Consider the following 18,381-nt stretch of genomic DNA (forward strand, 5'->3'; position numbering starts at 1 on the left):
TAAGATGATCTCTGTCCAGTGGAAATTCATCAGGGAGGGTACATGCGCAATAGGCGCATAGCAACAGCAATTGCTGCCACGGTGGGAGCTTTTACGCTCTTTTCCACTCAGGCGTCTGCCATTACATGGGAGAACGACTTTGCCACCGGGCTCAGCCCATCCTCCAGCGGGTCGTCCGTCTGGTCCTACAGTCCCTACGAAGACGCGAATGCGGCGTTCCAGGAAAATGGCGACTGGTTCTTCGTCTCCGACAATAGAGCGGATGGCTTCTCCGGTGTCGCCGAATGGCGTCTCTACAACACGAGTGGCACGCTCGTGCGGGGTGGGTATGTCTGGATGAACTTGGGGGCCGGTGAGTCCCGCTGGCAGAACAAGGACTTCACGGAAGGCTACAAGCTGCAGTTCAGGGCGTGCCGGGGGCATTCCGGCGGTACCTATCTCGAGCACTGCGACAGCTGGGTGACCACAACAGCCTGACCAGCCACTGCCAAGGGCCCGACGTGAAACGTCGGGCCCTTGGATTTGCTGTCGCCGGCTCCGTGCAGCGCCGGTCCCGGCGCCGGCCGTGTGGCTCGGCGCCGGGACCCGAGTGGGTTACTTGCCGAGGACGAGGGTGTTGTCGCACCCCAGGTGTGAGCCGACGTTGGTGGTCTGCGGGCCGGAAGTGACCTCGCCGGTGGACCAGTTGCCGGACGCGGTCTGGCCCTGTACGTCGGTGTTCTCGTCGGTCGTGCTGCATGTGGTGCTCTGGGTGATGACGATCGTCTTGGTCTCCCCGCCTTGGTGCTTGTGCCCCTTCCCGTGGCCTTTCCCGTGCCCGTGACCGTGTCCCTTGTCGTGCCCGTTCCCGTGCTCGTGGGCGTAGGCGGTGCCGGCGCCGAGGAAGCAGACGGTGCCGAGGAGGACGGCAACGACAGCCGTCTTGCGAGTCTTGCGCATGTCTTCTCCGAGCGTTGAAGCGGACGCGTAGGCGATCCGCCACGTCATAAGGTGACGAGAGGTTAATGTGCAAATGTCTGATATCTGCTCGTTGGCACGCCGGATCGTCCGATGAACGAACGCGGACATCGGCTCGCCGGTCGGCTCAACTTCCCTGCGCGGTCAAGGCGTTACGAGGCCGGACGCGGCCGTGGGCGCTCCGCGCAGGACCACCCGTGTGGCCGTGCCGCGAGTTCGTATCCCTTCCACGGCCTTCGCCACACGGGCAACTCGCTGGATCAGCAGGTCTTGCGGAGGTAGCCGCTTGCGCCCTTGGGCGTGACGTCCTGGTCGCGGCGGACGATGCTCAGCTGGCTGCTCCAACTGGAGCACGCCTTCGACATGCCCTTCGCCGTGTACTCGACCACGAACACGTTGTCGTCGAACGCCTCCGCGAACTCACCGCACTCGTCCCACCGACCGCACTCCTCCACCACGGCGAAGTCCAGGCCCACTGACGCCCGGTCACGCAGGAGTTCCGCGGTGTTCTTCTGGGCGACGGCCAGCCCCTTCGCGTGGGCGTGTGCCACCAGCAGCTTCATGAGCGCCTTGGCCTGGTCTGCCGTGAGGTATTTCGGGAAGCGGGTGAACGAGTCGTAGTTGTCGGGCTCGACGGCCTTGAACCCGTCGGCCGCGCACTCGTCGATCCACGTGTTCAGCTTGGCGGCGATGCGCTGCCGCTTCGCGTCCGTGCGGATGTCCAGGACCGCCTCGCCCCAGTCCTTGTCGTAGACGACATCCCCGTTGGCGTCGCGCAGCAGCAGGTCGGACTTCCAGTCACCCTCCGCGTGCTCCTCCGCCTGGAACGCGTTGATGTTGCAGATGTTGTACGCACCCGGCGCGGGCGGGTCCTCGTAGCTGCGGCTGACAACCCGCACACCCGTCGGCAGGGGGTACGAGCCGCCGATCTGGTAGTCCCACGGCACGTGCTTCGGCGGCAGGGTCACCGCGGTGGCCGGCGCGGGCGCATGGGCGGAGGTGGGGGCAGTGGGCGACTGGGAGTTGCCGCTCTGGTGCGACCCGATGCTCACGGCCGTGATGCTCAACCCGGTAACTGCCACCGCTGCGGCGAGGCCGACGAGGACGTACCGCCCTCGGCGCCTGTTTCCGGTGCGGGCCCTGTGCATTCCCCCCGTTCCCAAGGCGGTGGCGGGGTCTCGAGGACCGGAGGGAGTATGGGGAACCCGGGGGTTGGTTTCCGCCGCGTCGACCACTCCGAGCGCGACGGCCGCGGTCGTCGCGACTGGCGCGCCCGGTGCGCCTGGCGCGTCGGAATCCGGCAACGCCCTAAGCATCCGCTGCAGTTCGGCCAGTTCGGGCCGGGTGGCCGGGTCTTTGGCCAGGCAGCGTTCGGCGATGCTCCGGAGCGGTTCGGCGACTCCGTCCAGGTCCGGTGCCTCGTACATGACCTGATAGCCGGTCAGATAAGGGCTGCTCCCGTCGAACGGACGGTTGCCGGTGGACGCGTACACCAGTAGCGACCCCAGCGAGAAGACGTCCGAGGCCGCGGTGACGTCACGCGGCGCGGCGAACTGCTCCGGGGACATGAAGGGCGGGGTGCCGATCAGCCGCCCGGTCACCGTGAGGGCCTCGTTGTCGACGGCGTGCGAGATGCCGAAGTCGATGACGCGCGGCCCGTCGTCGGCCATCAGGACGTTGCTGGGCTTCAGGTCCCGGTGCACCACACCCACGCGGTGCATGTCCCGCAGCGCCTCGACAAGGCCCAGCGCGAGCGTGCGCAACTCGCGTCCGCGCAATGGGCCGTCCTTGGCCACGATGTCCGACAGCGTGCGGCCCGGCACGTACAGGGTCGCCATCCACGGCTGCTCGGCGTCGGGATCGGCGTCCACCACCGGGGCCGTGAACGCCCCGCTCACCCGGCGGACCGCCGCGACCTCCTGCCTGAAGCGAGTGCGGAACTCCTCGTCCTGCGCGTACTGCGCGTGCACGACCTTGACCGCGACCCTGCGCCCCGATTCCGAGTGGCCCAGGTACACGACGCCCATGCCGCCACTGCCGAGCCGGCCGGCCAGCTCATAGCCGCCTATGGACGCCGGATCGCCGGGGCTCAGCGACATCACCGGTCACCTTTCCCGTGTGCCGTGCTTCGAAAAGCCGTTTGAGAGTGATCAGACTAGTACGAGGTCTTATCGACGAGATGGCGTCCGTGAGTTGTACTGATCTTCCATTGCGGGACGAACCGGACGAGTTTCCCGGCTTCCGGTCAGAGTCGAAGTCTCGAACACGGCAAAGGGTCAGACCGGGAGAGATCCCCTCCGGCCGAGCGGGTCAATCGCTGTCCTGCTCACCGGTCAGCTCGGCGGCACGGAGGCCGGCAGCCGTCAGGCGAGCCTGCTCGGCGCGACGCCGGTACTCCGCGGCCCGCTGAGGCTGTTCCAGGGCGAGCCGCTCGTACTCGCCGGCCAGTGCATGTTGGGTAGCGCTCAGCGCGGCCGCCATCGCTGCAAACCGCTTGTGCAGGCGGCGCAGCCTGGCTTCCAGAACTTCCTGCGGCGCGGGCCCCTTGCCGGCTTGTCGCTGCCGGGAGCCGGCCGTCTCGCTCTCGACGGTGCGCTGTTCCCATTCATCGCGTGCATCCGCGCGGCGCAGCGCGGCTTCACTGCGGTCCAGCCGGTCCTGGCTGGCGTCCAACAGTCCTCGGGCCCGCTCGATCGCCTCGTACGAACGCTGCCGATGGCTGGGGGTTGTCTGCCCTGCCGTACGGTCCCGCTTGTCCAGCCGGCTCTCCCACGAGGCGAGCCGTTCTTCGCGTTCGTCCGCCGCGCGCTCCCGCTCGTCGGCCACCTGCTCCCGCTTGTCGGCGACCTGCTCCCGCTCGTCGGCCACGTGCTCCCGCTCGCCGGCCGCGCGCTCCCGCTCGTCGGCCATCCGCTCCCGCTCACCTGCGGCAGCGTCGACCGAAGCGTGCTCCGCACCCGGCCGGTCCGTCTCCATGCTTGGAGTATGCCCGGATCGGGCAATGACACGAACTCCGAGAGGCGACTGCCAATGAATGCTGCCGTCAACGGCCCGGACCATGATCGGTCCGGGCCGTTTTGATCTGGTGCCCCGGCAGGATTCGAACCTGCGACACCCGCTTTGGGAGTGGGATCGAATCCCTGCCGAGGGCTGCCTGGCGTTGCCGTACGGTGCTGTTTCCCTAGTCAGAACCGCGGCGAGCCGCTTGATCCGGCTCATGCCGCCCTGTATCGGGCAGTCCGCTCACTCATCGCTCACGCGTCGCCAACTGCCAAGCAGTGCATGGTCAGACCTGGCCGAGGTCGACCTCCAGCGGGAAGGGGGCCACGACCTTGAGGAAGCCGGTGAAGACGTCTCCGTCGCGGTAGGTCTTCGTCGCGGGGTCGAGAACATAGGTGTACACGAGAGGAACGCCTGTCACGGCCTGCTCGATCCGCCAGTAGAAGCCGATGCCTGCCTTGGCGTACTGGTCGACCTTCACGATCCGGTCGGTGGTCTCCGAGCCCGGCGACACCACCTCCGCGACCAGTAGCACGTGCTCAGGGCGGGTGGGGGTGATGTCGATCGTGTCTGCGCGGTACACGACGACGTCCGGGCGGCGATTGGTGAGCGGGACGTCCTGAAGCCGGACGTCGAAGTCCGTGTCGGCGTTCCACTCCGGGCCTGCGGCGGCATCCAGGGCGTTCGCCAGAATCCGAGCCAGCCGGTTGTGCCGCTTGGACGCGCTCGGACTCACGACGACCATCCCGTCCACGACCTCGATACCGGCGCACTGCTCCTCGGACCAGGAGTCGTACTCCTCCGCCGTGATCTGCTCATGCATCCACGCCGGGGCCACCATCTCGGCCGTCATCAGGCACCTCCCGGACACTGTGCTGCGGGCCCGATCCCGCTGGATTCAGCGTACTGTCTGCCGTCCTTCCGGCACGCTGATCTCGCTCACGCTCCCTCCCGTCGGCCGACGTCCGACCAGCAAGCCCACGACCGGGGGAAACCGGCGCGGCGGACTCGTCGCCAGAGGATCGGAACACGGCCGGCGGTACCACTGACTTGGCGGCCACACCGGTGAGCGCTGAACCACCCGGCGACGTGACCGTCGCGAAACCCTCGGCCGCAGAGCAGCATGGTTTTGGCGATGCTGCTTCTGGAGGAAGCGGGTCAGGAAGCCGAACTGTCGAGGTCGAGGCGGATCACGGCGAGCGCCTCGGCGATCTCGGTGGTCATCTCGTCCTCCGGGCCGAACACCATGCACATGTCCTGGTGGAGCGGTTCGAGGACCTGCCGCGCCTCGGCGGTCCGGCCCTGGGCGAGCAGCAGCATCCCGATGTTGTGCCGCAGCTCCACGGCTTCCTCGCTCACGTCGCTGTCGACGGTGCGTACGACGTTCAACACGCCCTGGAGCGCGGCCAGCGCGTCGGTGACCTGGCCGAGCTCGGCGCGGCACCGGGCCGCCTGGGCGCGGCAGGCGCGGGCCTGCTCGCCGGTGGGCCCGGCCATACGGGCATAGGCGTCGGCGAGGGCGTCGAACTCGGGCAGGGCGGCCCGGTAGTCGCCGCCGAGGAGGCGGATCGCCGCTCGCTGGCGGCGCAGCGCCAGGACCTGCTTGCTCTCGGAGCCGAGGGCGAGGGCGGCGGGTTCGATGACCTCGCCGAGCACCTCGGCGGCCTGCGCGAACCGCTCCTCCTCCAGCAGGGCGTCGGAGTGGGCGTACGCCTCCTTGATGTCCTCGCGCAGCCGGGCGGGGACGGAAGTGGCCGCGGAAGCCGAGCATGTGGGCCCAGTCGCGCAGCTTGCGGTCCGGGTAGAGCGGGTGCAGGTCCAGGCACGCTTCGATCAGCCGGCGGGGATGCTCGGGCACCTCGAGCAAGACCAGGGCCTCTTTGTTGCCGATCCGACGATCTACCGTGCCGGTTGTCTCGGCGGCCTTGGTGGCGTACTTGGCGACGTAGGAGGCGACGGCCTGCTCGGTGATCTCCTTGCCTTGACCGAAGGCCCGGATCGCGCGGACGTCGAGTTCCTTGCCCCACCGCAGGACACGCGCGGGCTGTTCTCCCGCCGGGGGAACGTCGACCGCGACCCGTTCGGCGGCGTCGCGGATCGCATCGGTGAGGAGATCGAGGGTGGCCCAGGCCGGCGGAGGATCGTCGGGCCCGTCGGGGCCGTCGAAGCGGATCACGGCGTGGAAGTGGACGCCGCCGCGTTTTTGGTATTCGGCGCCCTTGCCGAAGGAGACGCGGGACTGCTGCCATTCCTCCCACCGCCGGGCCAGGAGCCCGGCACGGCGGACGCCGGGCCGACCGGCGCGCCCGACCCGACGGGCGTGTTCCGTCGCCCGTTCGCGCCCCGCGCCCGCGCCCAGGCCCCGGCGCCCGACGGTCCGGCGCCGACAGCCGTCCTCCCGGGGGCCCCGCCGGTGCCTCCACCAAGTCACACCGCTACTCGACCACCCTCGGCGCCCTGCGCCAGGTCCGTGCCGACTACCGCGCCGCCCAACAACGCGAAGTGCTCGGCCTGCCCGACCCCGACGACAACCCGGAGGCAACCACGCTCACCCTCACCTACTGGACCTACGCCGGCCACGGCCACACCCCCGGCGAATCCTGGCTAGCCGCCACCATCCACCGCGACATCCAACTCAACCGCGAAACCGCACGTGAAGCACTCGCCGACCTGCCGGATCACGAGATAGAGGGGGAGTGGTGATGGCTGATCAGCTCCTGGACGTAAAGCAGGTCGCTGCTCGCCTCGGTACAGGAGTCCGCTTTCCTCGCCGCCTGATCGAAGAGCGTCGAATTGCCTTCGTCAAGGTCGGTCGCAACGTGCGGATCTCGGAGCGAGTGCTGAACGAGTACATCGCCGCGAACACCGTGCAGCCGGTCACCGTCCGGCCCGGCGTCCTCAGGAGGGTTGCCTGATGGCGAACAACCAGGGCAAGCGGCGCCGCTTCGGCCCGGTCCGCAAACTCAACTCCGGTCGCTGGCAAGCGCGTTACCGTGATCCGCACACGGGCCAGCTCCGCAGCGCAGAGGAGACGTACGCCACCAAGACCGACGCTGAGGTCGCACTGACCCACATCGAGGCGGACATCACCCGGGGCCAGTGGAACGACCCAGACGCGGGCAAGGTCCACTTCGGTCAGTACGCCACGGCGTGGCTCAAAGACCGCAAGCTTGCGGTCCGTTCGCGTGAGCGGCACGAGTCGGTGATCCGGCTGCACCTACTGCCGACCTTTCGTGAGCGCCCGCTGTCTTCGATCACGACGGCTCAGGTGCGGGCCTGGCGTACGGCATGTCTCATACGGACTGGTGAGCCGACCGTGGTCAAGGCGTACCAGATCGAGCCTGCGTGAGCTGATGACCAGGATGGGGCACAGCACTCCCCGCGCGGCGTTGATCTATCAGCATGTGGTCGACGGCCGTGACCGCGAGATCGCTGATCGGCTCGGCTCGATGATCCGCAAGACTCGGGGTGATGTGGACTCTTAGTGGACTTTGTGGCACGTGCGTGGCACGGCCGCGATCACGGCAAAGGGCCAGTTCGAGAGGATCGAGCCTCTGAACTGGCCCTTAATGCTGTGCCCCCGGCAGGATTCGAACCTGCGACACCCGCTTTAGGAGAGCGGTGCTCTATCCCCTGAGCTACGAAGGCGGGATGGTCGTCAGTGTAGCGGGTGACCGTTCAAGGGGTGACGGATTGGTGGGGGGTGGGGGCGACGTCCCGCCCCCACCCCCACCCGCGCACCTCAGAAGTTGATCATGTGCCCGGCCAGCCCGTGCACCGCCTCCTTCACCGCCTCCCCCAGCGTCGGATGCGCATGGACGTTGCGGGCGACCTCGTGGACCGTCAGGTCCCACTGCTGGGCCAGGGTCAGTTCCGGGAGGAGTTCTGTCACGTCCGGGCCGATCAGGTGGCCGCCGAGGAGTTCGCCGTACTTGGCGTCGCTGATCAGTTTCACGAAGCCCGTGGAGTCGCCCAGGCCGTGGGCCTTGCCGTTGGCTGTGAAGGGGAACTTGGCGACCTTGACGTCGAAGCCCTGTTCGCGGGCCTGGGCCTCGGTCCAGCCGAAGCTGGCGATCTGCGGCTGGCAGTAGGTGGCCCGCGGGATCATGACGTACTCGAGCTCCATGGTCTCCGCGTCGGCGATCGTCTCCGCGGCCACCACGCCCATCGCCTCGGCGGCGTGCGCGAGCATCAGCTTCGCGGTGACGTCCCCGATGGCGTAGATGTGCGGGACGGAGGTGCGGCAGCGGCCGTCCACGTCGATCGCGCCCCGTTCCGTGACCGCCACCCCGGTGTTCTCCAGGCCGTAGCCCTGGACGTTCGGGGCGAAGCCGATGGCCTGGAGGACCTTGTCCGCCTCCAGTACCTGCTGGGTGCCGTCCTTGGCGGTGACCGTGACGCGTACCTGCGGACCCGACTCGTCGATCGCGTCGACCCGCGTCGAGGTGAGCACGTCGATGCCGAGCTTGCGGTACTGCTTGGCGAGCTCCGCGGAGACCTCCGCGTCCTCCAGTGGCGCGACGCGGTCGAGGAACTCGACGACGGTGACCTTCACGCCGTAGTTGTGCAGGACGTAGGCGAACTCGATGCCGATCGCGCCGGCGCCGGCGATGACGATCGAGGCCGGCAGGTCCTCGGCGAGGATCTGCTCCTCGTACGTGACCACGCGCTCGCTGCGGCGGGTGCCCGGCAGCAGCTTCGGGGTGGCGCCGGTGGCGATGATGCAGTTGTCGAAGCCGATGGTGCGGGTCGTGCCGTCGCTCAGCGCGACCTGCAGCGAGTTGGCGTCCAGGAACGTGCCCCGGCCGTCGAGCTCGGTGATCTTGTTCTTCTTCATCAGGTAGTGGACGCCCTTGACCCGGCCGTCCGCGACCCGGCGGCTGCGCCGGTACGCCTCGCCGTAGTCGAAGGAGACCTGCCCCTCGGCCCTGATGCCGAAGGTCTTGGCCTCGCGGGTGAAGATGTGGGCGAGTTCCGCGTTGCGCAGGAGCGCCTTGGTCGGGATGCACCCGACGTTCAGACAGACCCCGCCCCAGTACTTCTCCTCCACCACCGCGACCCGCTTGCCCAGCTGGGCGGCGCGGATGGCGGCGACGTAGCCACCGGGGCCTGCGCCTAGTACGACGACGTCGAAGCGGTCATCCATGAGGGTTTTGCCTGCCTCTCCACGTTCGTAATGACTGCTCCGATCATGCGCCGTCACCGAGCGCGACGCGAAGCCGGGGGCACCCCGGGACATCCTGGGCACGCGCTCACGACACCGGCACCCGCGTGAACCTCCCCGCCACCTGCAGCTCCCCCTCGATCGCGTCCGCCGTCGCCCGCAGCGCCGGCAGGATCTCCCGTACGCACTCCTCGACCGTGTGCCGGGCCGCGTGCATCGCCACGTTCAGGGCGGCGACCGCGCGGCCGTTGCGGTCGCGGACCGGGACCGCGATCGAGCGCAGGCCCTCCTCCAGCTCCTCGTCGACCAGGGCGTGGCCCTGCGTCCGTACGTCGTCCAGGACGCGGGCCAGGGTCTCCGGGTCGGTGAGGGTGTGCGGGGTGAGGGCCCGGAGGGGGAGCGGGAGGCGGCGGTCGGACTCGGGCAGGTCCGCCAGCAGTACGCGGCCCATCGACGTCGCGTACGCCGGCAGGCGCGTCCCCACCGCGACGTTGACGCTCATGACGCGGCTCGTGGCGACCCGCGCCGTGTACTGGATGTCGTCGCCCGACAGCACGGCCAGGGACGTCGACTCGTGGACCGCGCGGGCCAGTTCGGCCATGTGCGGGGCGGCGATCTCGGGGAGGGTCGTGCGTGACAGAGGCGGAAAGCCCAGCGCCAGTACGCGCGGCGTCAGCTCGAAGACACGGTCCCGGGCGCGTACGAGGCCGAGGTGCTCGTAGGTGATCAGTGCCCTGCGTGCCGTGGCCCGGGCCAGGCCCGTCGCCTTCGCCACCTCCGTCAGCGTCAGCTCCGCGCGGCCCTCTCCGAAGGCGGTCAGTACCGTCAGGCCGCGGGCCAGGGACTCGACGAACTCCCTGCCCAGTTCCTGCTTCGACGCGCCGGTCCAGGTCGCCAGGCCCGAGGGCGACGCCCCCGGCTCCGCGGGCGCCGTGGTGCGCAGGTCGTCCTCCATCGCCCGCACCGCCGCCCGCAGCCGCGGCAGCAGCGACTCGCGCAGATCGGCCGCCGTGTGCCGGCTGGTGTGGCTGACCACGTTCGCCGCGCACGCGATCCTGCCGGTACGGGGGTCACGTACCGGAACCGAGACGGCGACCAGGCCCGGTTCGATCAGCTGGTCGTCCAACGACCAGCCGTCCGCGGCGGACTGGGCGGCCGATCGTTCGAAGTCCTCATCCGGGTAAGGGGATTGACGGGGCGGTACGGCGGGGAAGCCGTGGTCCTCCGGGTCCGCCGCCCGGCGCTGCCGCCACGCCTGCCACTGCTCCTTCGTCCACTCCGTCGCGAACAGCGGTCCGGGGGCGGTGCGTTCGGCAGGAAGCAGGTCGCCGATGCGGAAGCTGAGGGACATCGCGCGGCGGCGGGTGGCCTGGTGGATGAAGCGGATGCCGTCGCGGTCGGCCACCGCGAGGGAGACGGACTCGTCGAGTTCGTCGGCGAGCGCGTCGGCCCTCGCGTCCAGCAGGGCGGGCAGGCGCAGGGCGGCCAGGTAGGCGTTGCCGAGTTCCATCAGCCGGGGGGTGAGGACCGCGTCCCGGCCGTCGAGGCGGACGTATCCCATCCGGGCCAGCGTCGCGGTGACGCGGTCGACCGTGGAGCGGGCCAGGCCCGTGGCGCGCTCCAGGGCGCTGAGGCTCAGGGTGCCGTCCGCCTCCGTCAGCCGGTGCAGCACGGCGACCCCGCGGATCAGCGGCGTGACCGCCTCGTCCGGCACGGCGGGCGAGACGGCGTCGAGTGCGGGATTCGCGGGCATCGATTCTCCGGTACGGCGGTCACGGCAGCCCTACGGTAATGCGACGACGCAGCCGCACCCCGCGCCCGGCCCGCCGCACCCCCAACCCCCAAGTCACCGCCGAGTCACCCGCACCCGGTACTTCCCCGACAGATCCGCCCCCGCCACCGCGATCCGGATCCCCCTCTTCGGGTCCTTGAAGACCTCGCCGGGGGCGAAGGGGGCGTCCGAGAGTTCTGCCTGGACGTTGGGGCTGCGGGTGCAGCCGCCGCTGTCGCGGTGGGAGTCGTAGACCTTCACCGGGCCCATGCCGGTGTCCACGTCCGCGTCCACCTTGTAGATCAGCACGCCCGGGCGGCAGACCGCCTCGTCGTTGCCCTCGTGGGTGCGCAGTTCGACGGCGTATCCGGTGCGGGCGCCGAGCGGGACGAAGACCAGTTTGGGGCCGCCCGCGCGCTCCAGCGGCGTCAGCGTGTACTCCGAGGTGCCGCGCAGCGCCGAGCAGCTGACCTGGGAGGCGTCCAGCCAGCCCAGCTTCCACTTGTGCCACCCGAGCAGGTCGTTGTTGGCCCCCCAGTCCTCGCTCATGATGTCCCAGTGGCCGACCGAGCCCCCGCCCTCCTGGGTGTAGAGGTCCGGCAGGCCGAAGACATGGCCGTTCTCGTGCGGAAGGACCCGGTAGCCGGTCTGCGCGTAGGAGCCGGAGCCGTCGTCCTGGCGGGAGTAGACGAAGGACGCGTTGGCGACCGGGACGCCGTCCGCCACGGGGGCCTCCGTGTTGCCGGCGAAGGTCACCGACAGGACCGTGTCCAGGGCGGAGGGGCCCGCGTTCGGGGTCATCAGCACGTTCAGGAAGTCGTAGTCGCGGAAGTCGACCTTGGGATCGGCCGCGCTCACGATGTCCTGGACGAGGTTGCGGTAGCCGGAGTCGAAGGGGGCGCCGCGTTCTATGCCGTACGCCTTGAACGGCTTCGGCATCCGCAGCCAGTGCGGGACGGGGATCTCCGGGCGGTAGTCCAGGCGGCCGTAGGAGGCGGTGCGGAACCACTGGCGGGTCTTCGGGAAGAACTCGTGGAAGCGGCCGAGGGCGTTGCCGCGGCCGGGTGTGTCGGAGAAGTCGACCATCAGGGTGAGGGCGTGGACGGTGCCCGTGGAGCGGGAGTAACCGGCGGGGGTGGGGACGCCCTCCGACATCTGGACCGCGCGGTTGCCGTTGATCATGCAGGGGCCGAGTGCCGCGGTGCGGGCCGGGGCGATGGGATTCGCCCCGGCCGCCGTGGAGGCCGCCCTCTGGCGCCCGGTGCCTGCCGACGTACTGACCGCCAGGGTCAGGGCGGTCACGACGGCGAGGGCGGCCCCGCGGCGGGCGCGTATCCGGTGACGGAGCGGCATGCACGGGTCCTTCGTCCATGGCAGCCGCGGGTCGTCTCTGGCTGCGCCCTTTCGATCACCCTGTGTGTGCGGATGCGCGGGCGCGCGCTGGAGGAGTCCGAACGTGGGTTTCAGTGCCAGGAAGGTGTGACTCGGGTCACACGAAAACTTCCCGTCAACCTGAAATAAGCGGGGAGCGTCTCCCCGTTTAGTCAGGTGTCCGAGCGAACCGGGGACCGGCTCCCCGGATCGCGACAACACAGCCAACGGAGGGCACTGTGACCGCCACGACGACCGCGAACCCCGCACAGCGCAAGGTGACCCGGCCGCGCGCCGACGCCCTGCGCAACCGGGAGCGGATCGTCACCGCCGCCCGGGAGATGTTCACCGAGCACGGCCCGTATGTGCCGCTCGACGACATCGCCCGCCGGGCAGGCGTCGGAAACGCCACGGTGTACCGCAACTTCCCCGACCGCGACGCGCTCGTCCGCGAGGTCGTCTGCTCCGTCATGGACCGGACGTCGGAGGCGGCCGAGCAGGCGCTCGCGCAGAGCGGGGACGCCTTCGAGGCGCTGGAGCGCTTCGTGCACACCGCCGCCGACGAGCGGATCAGCGCGCTGTGCCCGATGGTCTCCAGCACCTTCGACCAGAACCACCCCGATCTCGAAGCGGCGCGCGAGCGTCTGGAGCGAACCGTCGAGGAGTTCATGGACCGCGCCAAGGAGGCCGGCCAACTCCGCCCCGACGTCGGCGTCGGCGACCTGATGGTCGTCGTGGCCCAGCTCAGCAGGCCCCCGGCCGGCACCGACTGCCTCGTCAACGACCGCTTCGTCCACCGTCATCTGCAGCTGTTCCTGGACGGACTGCGGGCCCCGGCCCGCTCGGTCCTGCCGGGCACGGCCGTCACCGTGGAGGATCTGCGCCGGCCCTGCGATTAGTTCCGCACTCGAAGCCAGTCACTACACCGACTCATCGGCCGTCGCCGTAGACGCGTAGACGAGCCGTCCCCATAAGACACGTTTTTTCCGTCACGAAGTCCCGAAGTGGGTACCCCCATGTCTGAAACAGCCGCAAAGGCTCCAGGCGCCGTCGAGAAGTCCGGCGACGCCAACCGCTGGAAAGCGCTCGTCTTCATAGCGCTCGCCCAGCTGATGGTCGTGCTGGACGCGACCATCGTGAACATCGCGCTGCCCTCCGCCCAGACCGACCTGGGCATCTCGGACGGCAACCGGCAGTGGGTCGTCACGGCCTACGCCCTGGCCTTCGGTGGCCTGCTGCTCTTCGGCGGCCGGATCGCCGACCTGTGGGGCCGCAAGCGCGCCTTCGTCGTGGGTCTCGTCGGCTTCGCCGCCGCCTCCGCGCTCGGCGGTGCGGCGACCACCGGCGCCATGATGTTCGGCGCCCGCGCCCTTCAGGGTGTCTTCGGCGCCCTGCTCGCGCCCGCCGCGCTCTCCCTGCTCGCCGTGATGTTCACGGACGCCAAGGAGCGCGCCAAGGCGTTCGGCATCTACGGTGCGATCGCCGGTGGCGGCGGCGCCGTCGGCTTCATCCTCGGCGGCGTGCTGACCGAGTACATGGACTGGCGCTGGACGTTCTTCGTCAACATCCCGTTCGCGATCGTCGCGGCGCTCGGTGCGTACTTCGTCATCCGTGAGCCGGAGGGCGGCCGCAACCGCAACCCGCTCGACATCCCGGGCGTGCTGCTGTCCACCCTCGGCCTGGTCTCGCTCGTCTACGGCTTCACCCGCGCCGAGTCCGACGGCTGGGGCGACTCCCTGACGGTCGGCCTGTTCGTGGCGTCGGCGGTCTTCCTGCTCGCCTTCGTCGTCACCGAGGCCAAGGTCAAGGCCCCGCTGCTGCCCCTGCGCGTGGTCACCGACCGCAACCGCGGCGGCATCTACCTCTCGCTCGGCATCGCCATCATCGCGATGTTCGGCACGTTCCTCTTCCTCACCTACTACCTGCAGGTCATCAAGGGCTACACGCCGATCAAGACCGGCTTCGCCTTCCTGCCGATGATCGCGGGCATGATGATCGGCTCGACCCAGATCGGTACCCGCCTGATGACCCGGGTCCCGGCCCGGGCGCTGATGGGCCCCGGCTTCCTGGTCGCGGCCGGCGGCATGCTCCTGCTGACCCAGCTGGAGATCGGCTCGTCGTACGCCTCGACGATCCTGCCCTCGATGCTGCTGCTCGGTCTCGGCATGGGTACGGCGTTCATGCCGGCCATGTCCCTGGCCACCCTGGGCGTAGAGCCCCGGGACGCCGGTGTCGCCTCCGCGATGGTCAACACCTCGCAGCAGGTGGGCGGCGCGATCGGCACCGCCCTGCTGAACACGATCGCCGCCTCCGCGACGACGTCGTACATCAAGGACCACATCGCCGGCGCGACCTCCAAGTCGCAGGCGCAGCTGGTCCAGATGCAGGGTGCGGTGCACGGCTACACCAACGCGATCTGGTTCGCCGTCGGCATGCTGGTGCTCGCCGCCGTGATCGTCGTGGCCCTCGTCAACGCCGGCCGTCCCGGCTCCACCACCGTGGCCGGGTCCGAGGACGGCGTCGAGGACGAGCTCGCGGTGCCGGTGGTCGCCCACTGACGGCGACCGTCCGGCCGTACCCCTTCGGAACCATCCGTACGTAGGAGGAAGGGGACGCCTCGTACGTACGACCCCCAGGACCTGCCCTGGCCCCCTGAGTGAGCGGCTCAGCGGAGCCAGGGCAGGTCCGCACCCGCATCGCTCGGCTGGAGTCCCTCGGCGACGATCTGCATGATCTCGCCGAGGGACTCCTGCTGCTGTGGCGTGAGCCGCTCGAACACCGCCTGCCGTACGGCCGCCACATGGCCCGGTGCCGTCCGCTTCAGGACGTCGTGGCCCTGGTCGGTCAGCACCGCGAACTGGCCCCGCTTGTCGGAGGGGCAGTCCTCGCGGCGCACCCAGCCGTTCTTCTCCAGGCGCGCGATCGCGTGCGAGAGACGGGAGCGGGTGATCTTCGCCTTCATGGCCAGCTCGGTCATCCGCAGCCGGCGGCGCGGGGCCTCGGCGAGGCCGACGAGAAGGCCGTAGTAGATGTGCGGCATGCCCGCGTCCCGCTGCAGCTGGCGGTCGAGATGGTCCTCGAGGAGAGTGGTGGCGTGTACGTAGGAGCGCCAGATGCGCTGCTCGTCGTCGTCGAGCCAGCGGGTCTCGGCAGTGGATGGCTCTGCTTCTGGTGCCACTTCGGCGGATGCGGATGCAGTGTTCATGCATCCATCGTACGAGAGCTCTCCTTGAAAATTAAACAAACGGGGCGTATCCTCCTGACAGGGAGAGTTTGAGAGTTCAAGCATTGTTCTAGTTTTGGGAGTCACCGCCATGTCCGCCGCCACCCGGGAGCGCATGCCCGCCCTCTACCTCAGCCACGGCGCCCCGCCGCTCGCGGACGACCCGATCTGGCCCGGCGAACTCGCCGCCTGGTCCGCCGACCTGCCGCGCCCCAAGGCGATCCTCATGGTCTCCGCCCACTGGGAGGAGGCCCCGCTCGCCATCGGCGCGGTGGACACGATCCCGCTCGTCTACGACTTCTGGGGCTTCCCCGAGCACTACTACCGCGTGCGGTACGGGGCCCCCGGCGCCCCCGAACTCGCCGAATCCGTACGGAAGCTGCTGCGCGCCCCCGGCACCCCCGTGCAGGACATCCCGGACCGCGGCCTCGACCACGGCGCCTACGTCCCGCTCGTCGAGATGTTCCCGGCCGCCGACATCCCGGTCCTGCAGATCTCCATGCCGACCCTCGACCCCGTCAGGCTGATGGAGATCGGCCGCAAGCTCGCGCCGCTGCGCGACGAGGGTGTGCTGATCGTCGGCTCCGGCTTCTTCACCCACAACCTGGCTGCGCTGCGGCACACCGGCGGGGGAGTGCCCACCTGGTCGTCCGAGTTCGACGACTGGGGCAGGCATGCCCTCGAGGCCCGCGACTGGGACGGTCTGCTGGACTTCCTCGACAAGGCCCCGGCCGGCCGCTACGCCCACCCGCGCACCGAGCACTTCGCCCCGCTGTTCGTGACCATGGGCGCGGCGGAGATCAGCGGCGAGCTGGACGCGCAGAAGTCGGTGATCGACGGCTTCTGGATGGGGATGGCGAAGCGGTCGGTGCAGTTCGGCTGACCTACAGCTCCTTCTCGTACCAGGCCACGTCCCAGTAGCGGCCGAACTTCCGGCCCACCTCCCGGTACGTGCCGATGTGGCGGAACCCGAAGCGTTCATGCAGCCGCGTGGACGCTTCGTTGGGCTGGGCGATGCCCGCGTAGGCGCGGTGCAGGTCCTCGACGGCCAGGGCCTCGAAGAGGGCCTTGTAGAGGAGGGTGCCGATGCCGCGCCGGCCGGCGTGCGGGGCGAGGTAGACCGTCACCTCGACCGAGGTCTCGTAGGCCGGTTTCGCGCGGTAAGGGCTGGATGTGGCGTAGCCCAGAATTTCCTGTGTGTCCGCATCCGCGGCAACCATCAGGCGATACGGGCCGTCTTCAGGGTGGGAGAGCAGCCAAGGGCGGCGTTCTTCCGGAGTGAAGACCGCGGTATCGAATGTGATGGGCGTCTCACGTACATAGTGGTTGTAGATGTCGGTGAGGGCTTCGAGGTCCCCCTCGACTCCCGGCCTGACCTGCACCTCTGTACGTTCCGACGGCATCGGACCTCCTCACGTGGCCGGACAGGGTACTGCATGATCAGAAAAATCGGGGGGCGGGTTGGGAATTCTGTCCGGATTCCAGTCGTTGTTTCCATCGGATGCAGGGCACCCGACCAAGGTGCTGAGCGGTACTCGAAGCCGAGTGCCGGGCGTCTGAAGGACCACCCGCCAGCCCACCATCGCAAGGGAGCACGCATGGCAACCCGTGCCGTCGCCCGTCGTAAGTCCGCCACCGGCGAGACGGCCGACGCGGCAAGCAGTGTTCGCGCCCACGCCGGCGAGATCGCCGACCGTGACCTGGTCGGCATGTACCTCGACGAGATCGCGCGCACACCGCTGCTCGACGCCGCCAAGGAGGTCGAGCTGTCCCAGATCATCGAGGCGGGTGTGTTCGCGCGACAGGTTCTCGACGGGTACGAGGAGTCCAAGGCCGAGGCCACCCGCGAGGAGCTCCAGGCCCTCGTCGACGACAGTGAGCGCGCCAAGGACATCTTCATCCGCTCCAACCTCCGCCTGGTCGTGGCCGTCGCGCGGCGCTACCCCCGTAGCGGACTGCCCCTGCTCGACCTGATCCAGGAGGGCAACGCCGGTCTGGTGCGCGCGGTCGAGAAGTTCGACTACCGCAAGGGCTTCAAGTTCTCGACGTACGCGACCTGGTGGATCCGTCAGGCCATCACCCGCTCGATAGCGGACCAGTCCCGCACCATCCGCCTTCCCGTCCACCTGGTCGAGGAGCTGGGCCGGATCCGGCGCGTGCAGCGCGAGTTCAACCGCGAGCACGGCCGCGACCCGGAGCCCGCGGAGATCGCCGCCGAGCTCGGCTCGAACCCGGACCGCGTGGTCGACGTCCTGGACTGGGCCCGCGACCCGGTCTCGCTGAACATGTCGGTGGACGACGAGGGCGAGACCCAGTTCGGCGACCTGCTCGAGGACACCTCGGCCGTGTCGCCCGAGCAGTCGGTGCTGACCCTCCTGCGCAGCGAGGAACTCGACCACCTCATCGGCCGCCTCGACCCGCGCACGGCCTCCATCATCAAGATGCGCTACGGCATCGAGGACGGCCGCGAGCGCACGCTGACCGAGGTCGGCAAGGAGCACGGCCTGACGCGCGAGCGCATCCGCCAGATCGAGAAGCACGCGCTGCTGGAGCTGAAGAAGCTGGCCCGGCAGACCGGCTTCGAGGCGGCGGCGTAAGCCAGGGGCGTACGCCGGGTGGCGAAAGACCGCGCAAACATGGCCATGTAACGCCGCTTCAACTGTCAATGCCACGGGAACAAGACTTCAGGGCACGGGAGTTCGGATCCGTCCCAGGCCCTGAAGTTCTTCCCGTCCCACCCAAGAGCCAAGTCCCGACGCACATCCCCCCCCCGGCGCCGGGACTCTCCTGAGCCGGGCTTCGGCGCCCCTCCCCCCGGGTGCCGGGGCCCGGCTCTCACTTCTGCCTGACGCGGGCATGCTGAACGGCGGGGCACCCCGAACCTGAACCCCGGGG

Annotated in this window: 16 protein-coding genes, 1 tRNA gene and 3 pseudogenes; 8 read left to right on the forward strand and 12 right to left on the reverse strand. The window is 69.3% G+C overall.

Going from position 1 to position 18,381, the window contains the following annotated elements:
* The first annotated feature begins 42 nt into the window (after positions 1-42).
* The gene (locus tag ABZ880_RS11200) at positions 43-477 is read left to right on the forward strand and encodes a hypothetical protein (protein ID WP_361260126.1); all 435 of its coding nucleotides are present in this window, start codon (positions 43-45) and stop codon (positions 475-477) included.
* Positions 478-594: 117 nt separating this feature from the next.
* On the opposite strand, the gene ABZ880_RS11205 is transcribed toward ABZ880_RS11200, so the two are convergent.
* The 6 genes and pseudogenes from ABZ880_RS11205 to ABZ880_RS11230 all read right to left on the reverse strand — a co-directional run.
* A complete protein-coding gene (locus ABZ880_RS11205) occupies positions 595-939 on the reverse strand; it encodes a hypothetical protein (RefSeq protein ID WP_361260128.1) in 345 nt (114 codons plus the stop codon).
* 278 nt (positions 940-1,217) lie between these two features.
* Positions 1,218-3,056: an endo alpha-1,4 polygalactosaminidase gene (locus ABZ880_RS11210; RefSeq protein WP_361260130.1), complete on the reverse strand. Its 1,839-nt coding sequence runs from the start codon at positions 3,054-3,056 to the stop codon at positions 1,218-1,220.
* Positions 3,057-3,267: 211 nt separating this feature from the next.
* Positions 3,268-3,933 (reverse strand): hypothetical protein, encoded by a 666-nt coding sequence (locus tag ABZ880_RS11215; RefSeq protein WP_361260132.1) that lies wholly within the window; start codon positions 3,931-3,933, stop codon positions 3,268-3,270.
* Positions 3,934-4,243: 310 nt separating this feature from the next.
* Positions 4,244-4,810: a Uma2 family endonuclease gene (locus ABZ880_RS11220; RefSeq protein WP_361260134.1), complete on the reverse strand. Its 567-nt coding sequence runs from the start codon at positions 4,808-4,810 to the stop codon at positions 4,244-4,246.
* A 305-nt stretch (positions 4,811-5,115) separates the two neighbouring features.
* Positions 5,116-5,703, reverse strand: a pseudogene (locus ABZ880_RS11225) (serine/threonine protein kinase); the annotation flags it as partial.
* Between the two features lies 1 nt (position 5,704).
* Positions 5,705-6,199 (reverse strand): annotated as a pseudogene (locus ABZ880_RS11230) (replication initiator); the annotation flags it as partial.
* 176 nt (positions 6,200-6,375) lie between these two features.
* Here ABZ880_RS11230 and ABZ880_RS11235 point away from each other — a divergent pair.
* The 3 genes and pseudogenes from ABZ880_RS11235 to ABZ880_RS11245 form a co-directional block, all read left to right on the forward strand.
* Positions 6,376-6,660, forward strand: a pseudogene (locus ABZ880_RS11235) (replication initiator); the annotation flags it as partial.
* Complete coding sequence (locus ABZ880_RS11240) at positions 6,660-6,872, forward strand: excisionase family DNA-binding protein (protein WP_030966898.1); 213 nt, start codon at positions 6,660-6,662, stop codon at positions 6,870-6,872. The pseudogene ABZ880_RS11235 and the gene ABZ880_RS11240, both read left to right, overlap by 1 nt.
* Positions 6,872-7,306 (forward strand): hypothetical protein, encoded by a 435-nt coding sequence (locus ABZ880_RS11245; protein ID WP_361260137.1) that lies wholly within the window; start codon positions 6,872-6,874, stop codon positions 7,304-7,306. The genes ABZ880_RS11240 and ABZ880_RS11245 overlap by 1 nt, the downstream gene beginning before the upstream one ends.
* Before the next feature lie 226 nt (positions 7,307-7,532).
* Here ABZ880_RS11245 and ABZ880_RS11250 read toward each other — a convergent pair.
* The 4 genes from ABZ880_RS11250 to ABZ880_RS11265 all read right to left on the reverse strand — a co-directional run bounded on the left by ABZ880_RS11250 (position 7,533) and on the right by ABZ880_RS11265 (position 12,245).
* A tRNA-Arg gene (locus ABZ880_RS11250) sits at positions 7,533-7,605 on the reverse strand.
* Positions 7,606-7,699: 94 nt separating this feature from the next.
* Entirely contained in the window at positions 7,700-9,103 is a 1,404-nt protein-coding gene (lpdA, locus tag ABZ880_RS11255) for a dihydrolipoyl dehydrogenase (RefSeq protein WP_361260139.1), read from the reverse strand.
* Between the two features lie 106 nt (positions 9,104-9,209).
* Complete coding sequence (locus tag ABZ880_RS11260; protein WP_361260141.1) at positions 9,210-10,874, reverse strand: IclR family transcriptional regulator C-terminal domain-containing protein; 1,665 nt, start codon at positions 10,872-10,874, stop codon at positions 9,210-9,212.
* A gap of 93 nt (positions 10,875-10,967) precedes the next feature.
* Positions 10,968-12,245: a M6 family metalloprotease domain-containing protein gene (locus tag ABZ880_RS11265; protein WP_361260143.1), complete on the reverse strand. Its 1,278-nt coding sequence runs from the start codon at positions 12,243-12,245 to the stop codon at positions 10,968-10,970.
* A 257-nt stretch (positions 12,246-12,502) separates the two neighbouring features.
* On the opposite strand from ABZ880_RS11265, the gene ABZ880_RS11270 reads away from it, so the two are divergent.
* The gene (locus ABZ880_RS11270; RefSeq protein ID WP_361260145.1) at positions 12,503-13,162 is read left to right on the forward strand and encodes a TetR/AcrR family transcriptional regulator; all 660 of its coding nucleotides are present in this window, start codon (positions 12,503-12,505) and stop codon (positions 13,160-13,162) included.
* 117 nt (positions 13,163-13,279) lie between these two features.
* Entirely contained in the window at positions 13,280-14,821 is a 1,542-nt protein-coding gene (locus ABZ880_RS11275; protein ID WP_361260147.1) for an MFS transporter, read from the forward strand.
* Positions 14,822-14,928: 107 nt separating this feature from the next.
* Here the strand turns inward: ABZ880_RS11275 and ABZ880_RS11280 are convergent, their stop codons facing one another.
* Positions 14,929-15,468, reverse strand: a complete 540-nt coding sequence (locus ABZ880_RS11280) for a MarR family transcriptional regulator (protein WP_361260148.1) — start codon at positions 15,466-15,468, stop codon at positions 14,929-14,931.
* Positions 15,469-15,577: 109 nt separating this feature from the next.
* Here ABZ880_RS11280 and ABZ880_RS11285 point away from each other — a divergent pair, with 109 nt between their 5' ends.
* Positions 15,578-16,369 carry a class III extradiol ring-cleavage dioxygenase gene (locus ABZ880_RS11285; protein ID WP_361260150.1) on the forward strand — a complete coding sequence of 264 codons (792 nt, stop codon included), beginning with the start codon at positions 15,578-15,580 and terminating at the stop codon, positions 16,367-16,369.
* 1 nt (position 16,370) lies between these two features.
* Here the strand turns inward: ABZ880_RS11285 and ABZ880_RS11290 are convergent, their stop codons facing one another.
* Positions 16,371-16,889, reverse strand: coding sequence for an N-acetyltransferase family protein (locus ABZ880_RS11290; RefSeq protein WP_361260152.1), 519 nt, complete (start codon positions 16,887-16,889; stop codon positions 16,371-16,373).
* Between the two features lie 195 nt (positions 16,890-17,084).
* On the opposite strand from ABZ880_RS11290, the gene ABZ880_RS11295 reads away from it, so the two are divergent.
* Positions 17,085-18,083 (forward strand): sigma-70 family RNA polymerase sigma factor, encoded by a 999-nt coding sequence (locus ABZ880_RS11295; RefSeq protein ID WP_361260154.1) that lies wholly within the window; start codon positions 17,085-17,087, stop codon positions 18,081-18,083.
* Positions 18,084-18,381 lie beyond the last annotated feature (298 nt).

The sequence above is a fragment of the Streptomyces sp. NPDC047043 genome (assembly GCF_040644055.1).
In the GTDB taxonomy this organism is placed as follows: Bacteria; Actinomycetota; Actinomycetes; order Streptomycetales; family Streptomycetaceae; genus Streptomyces.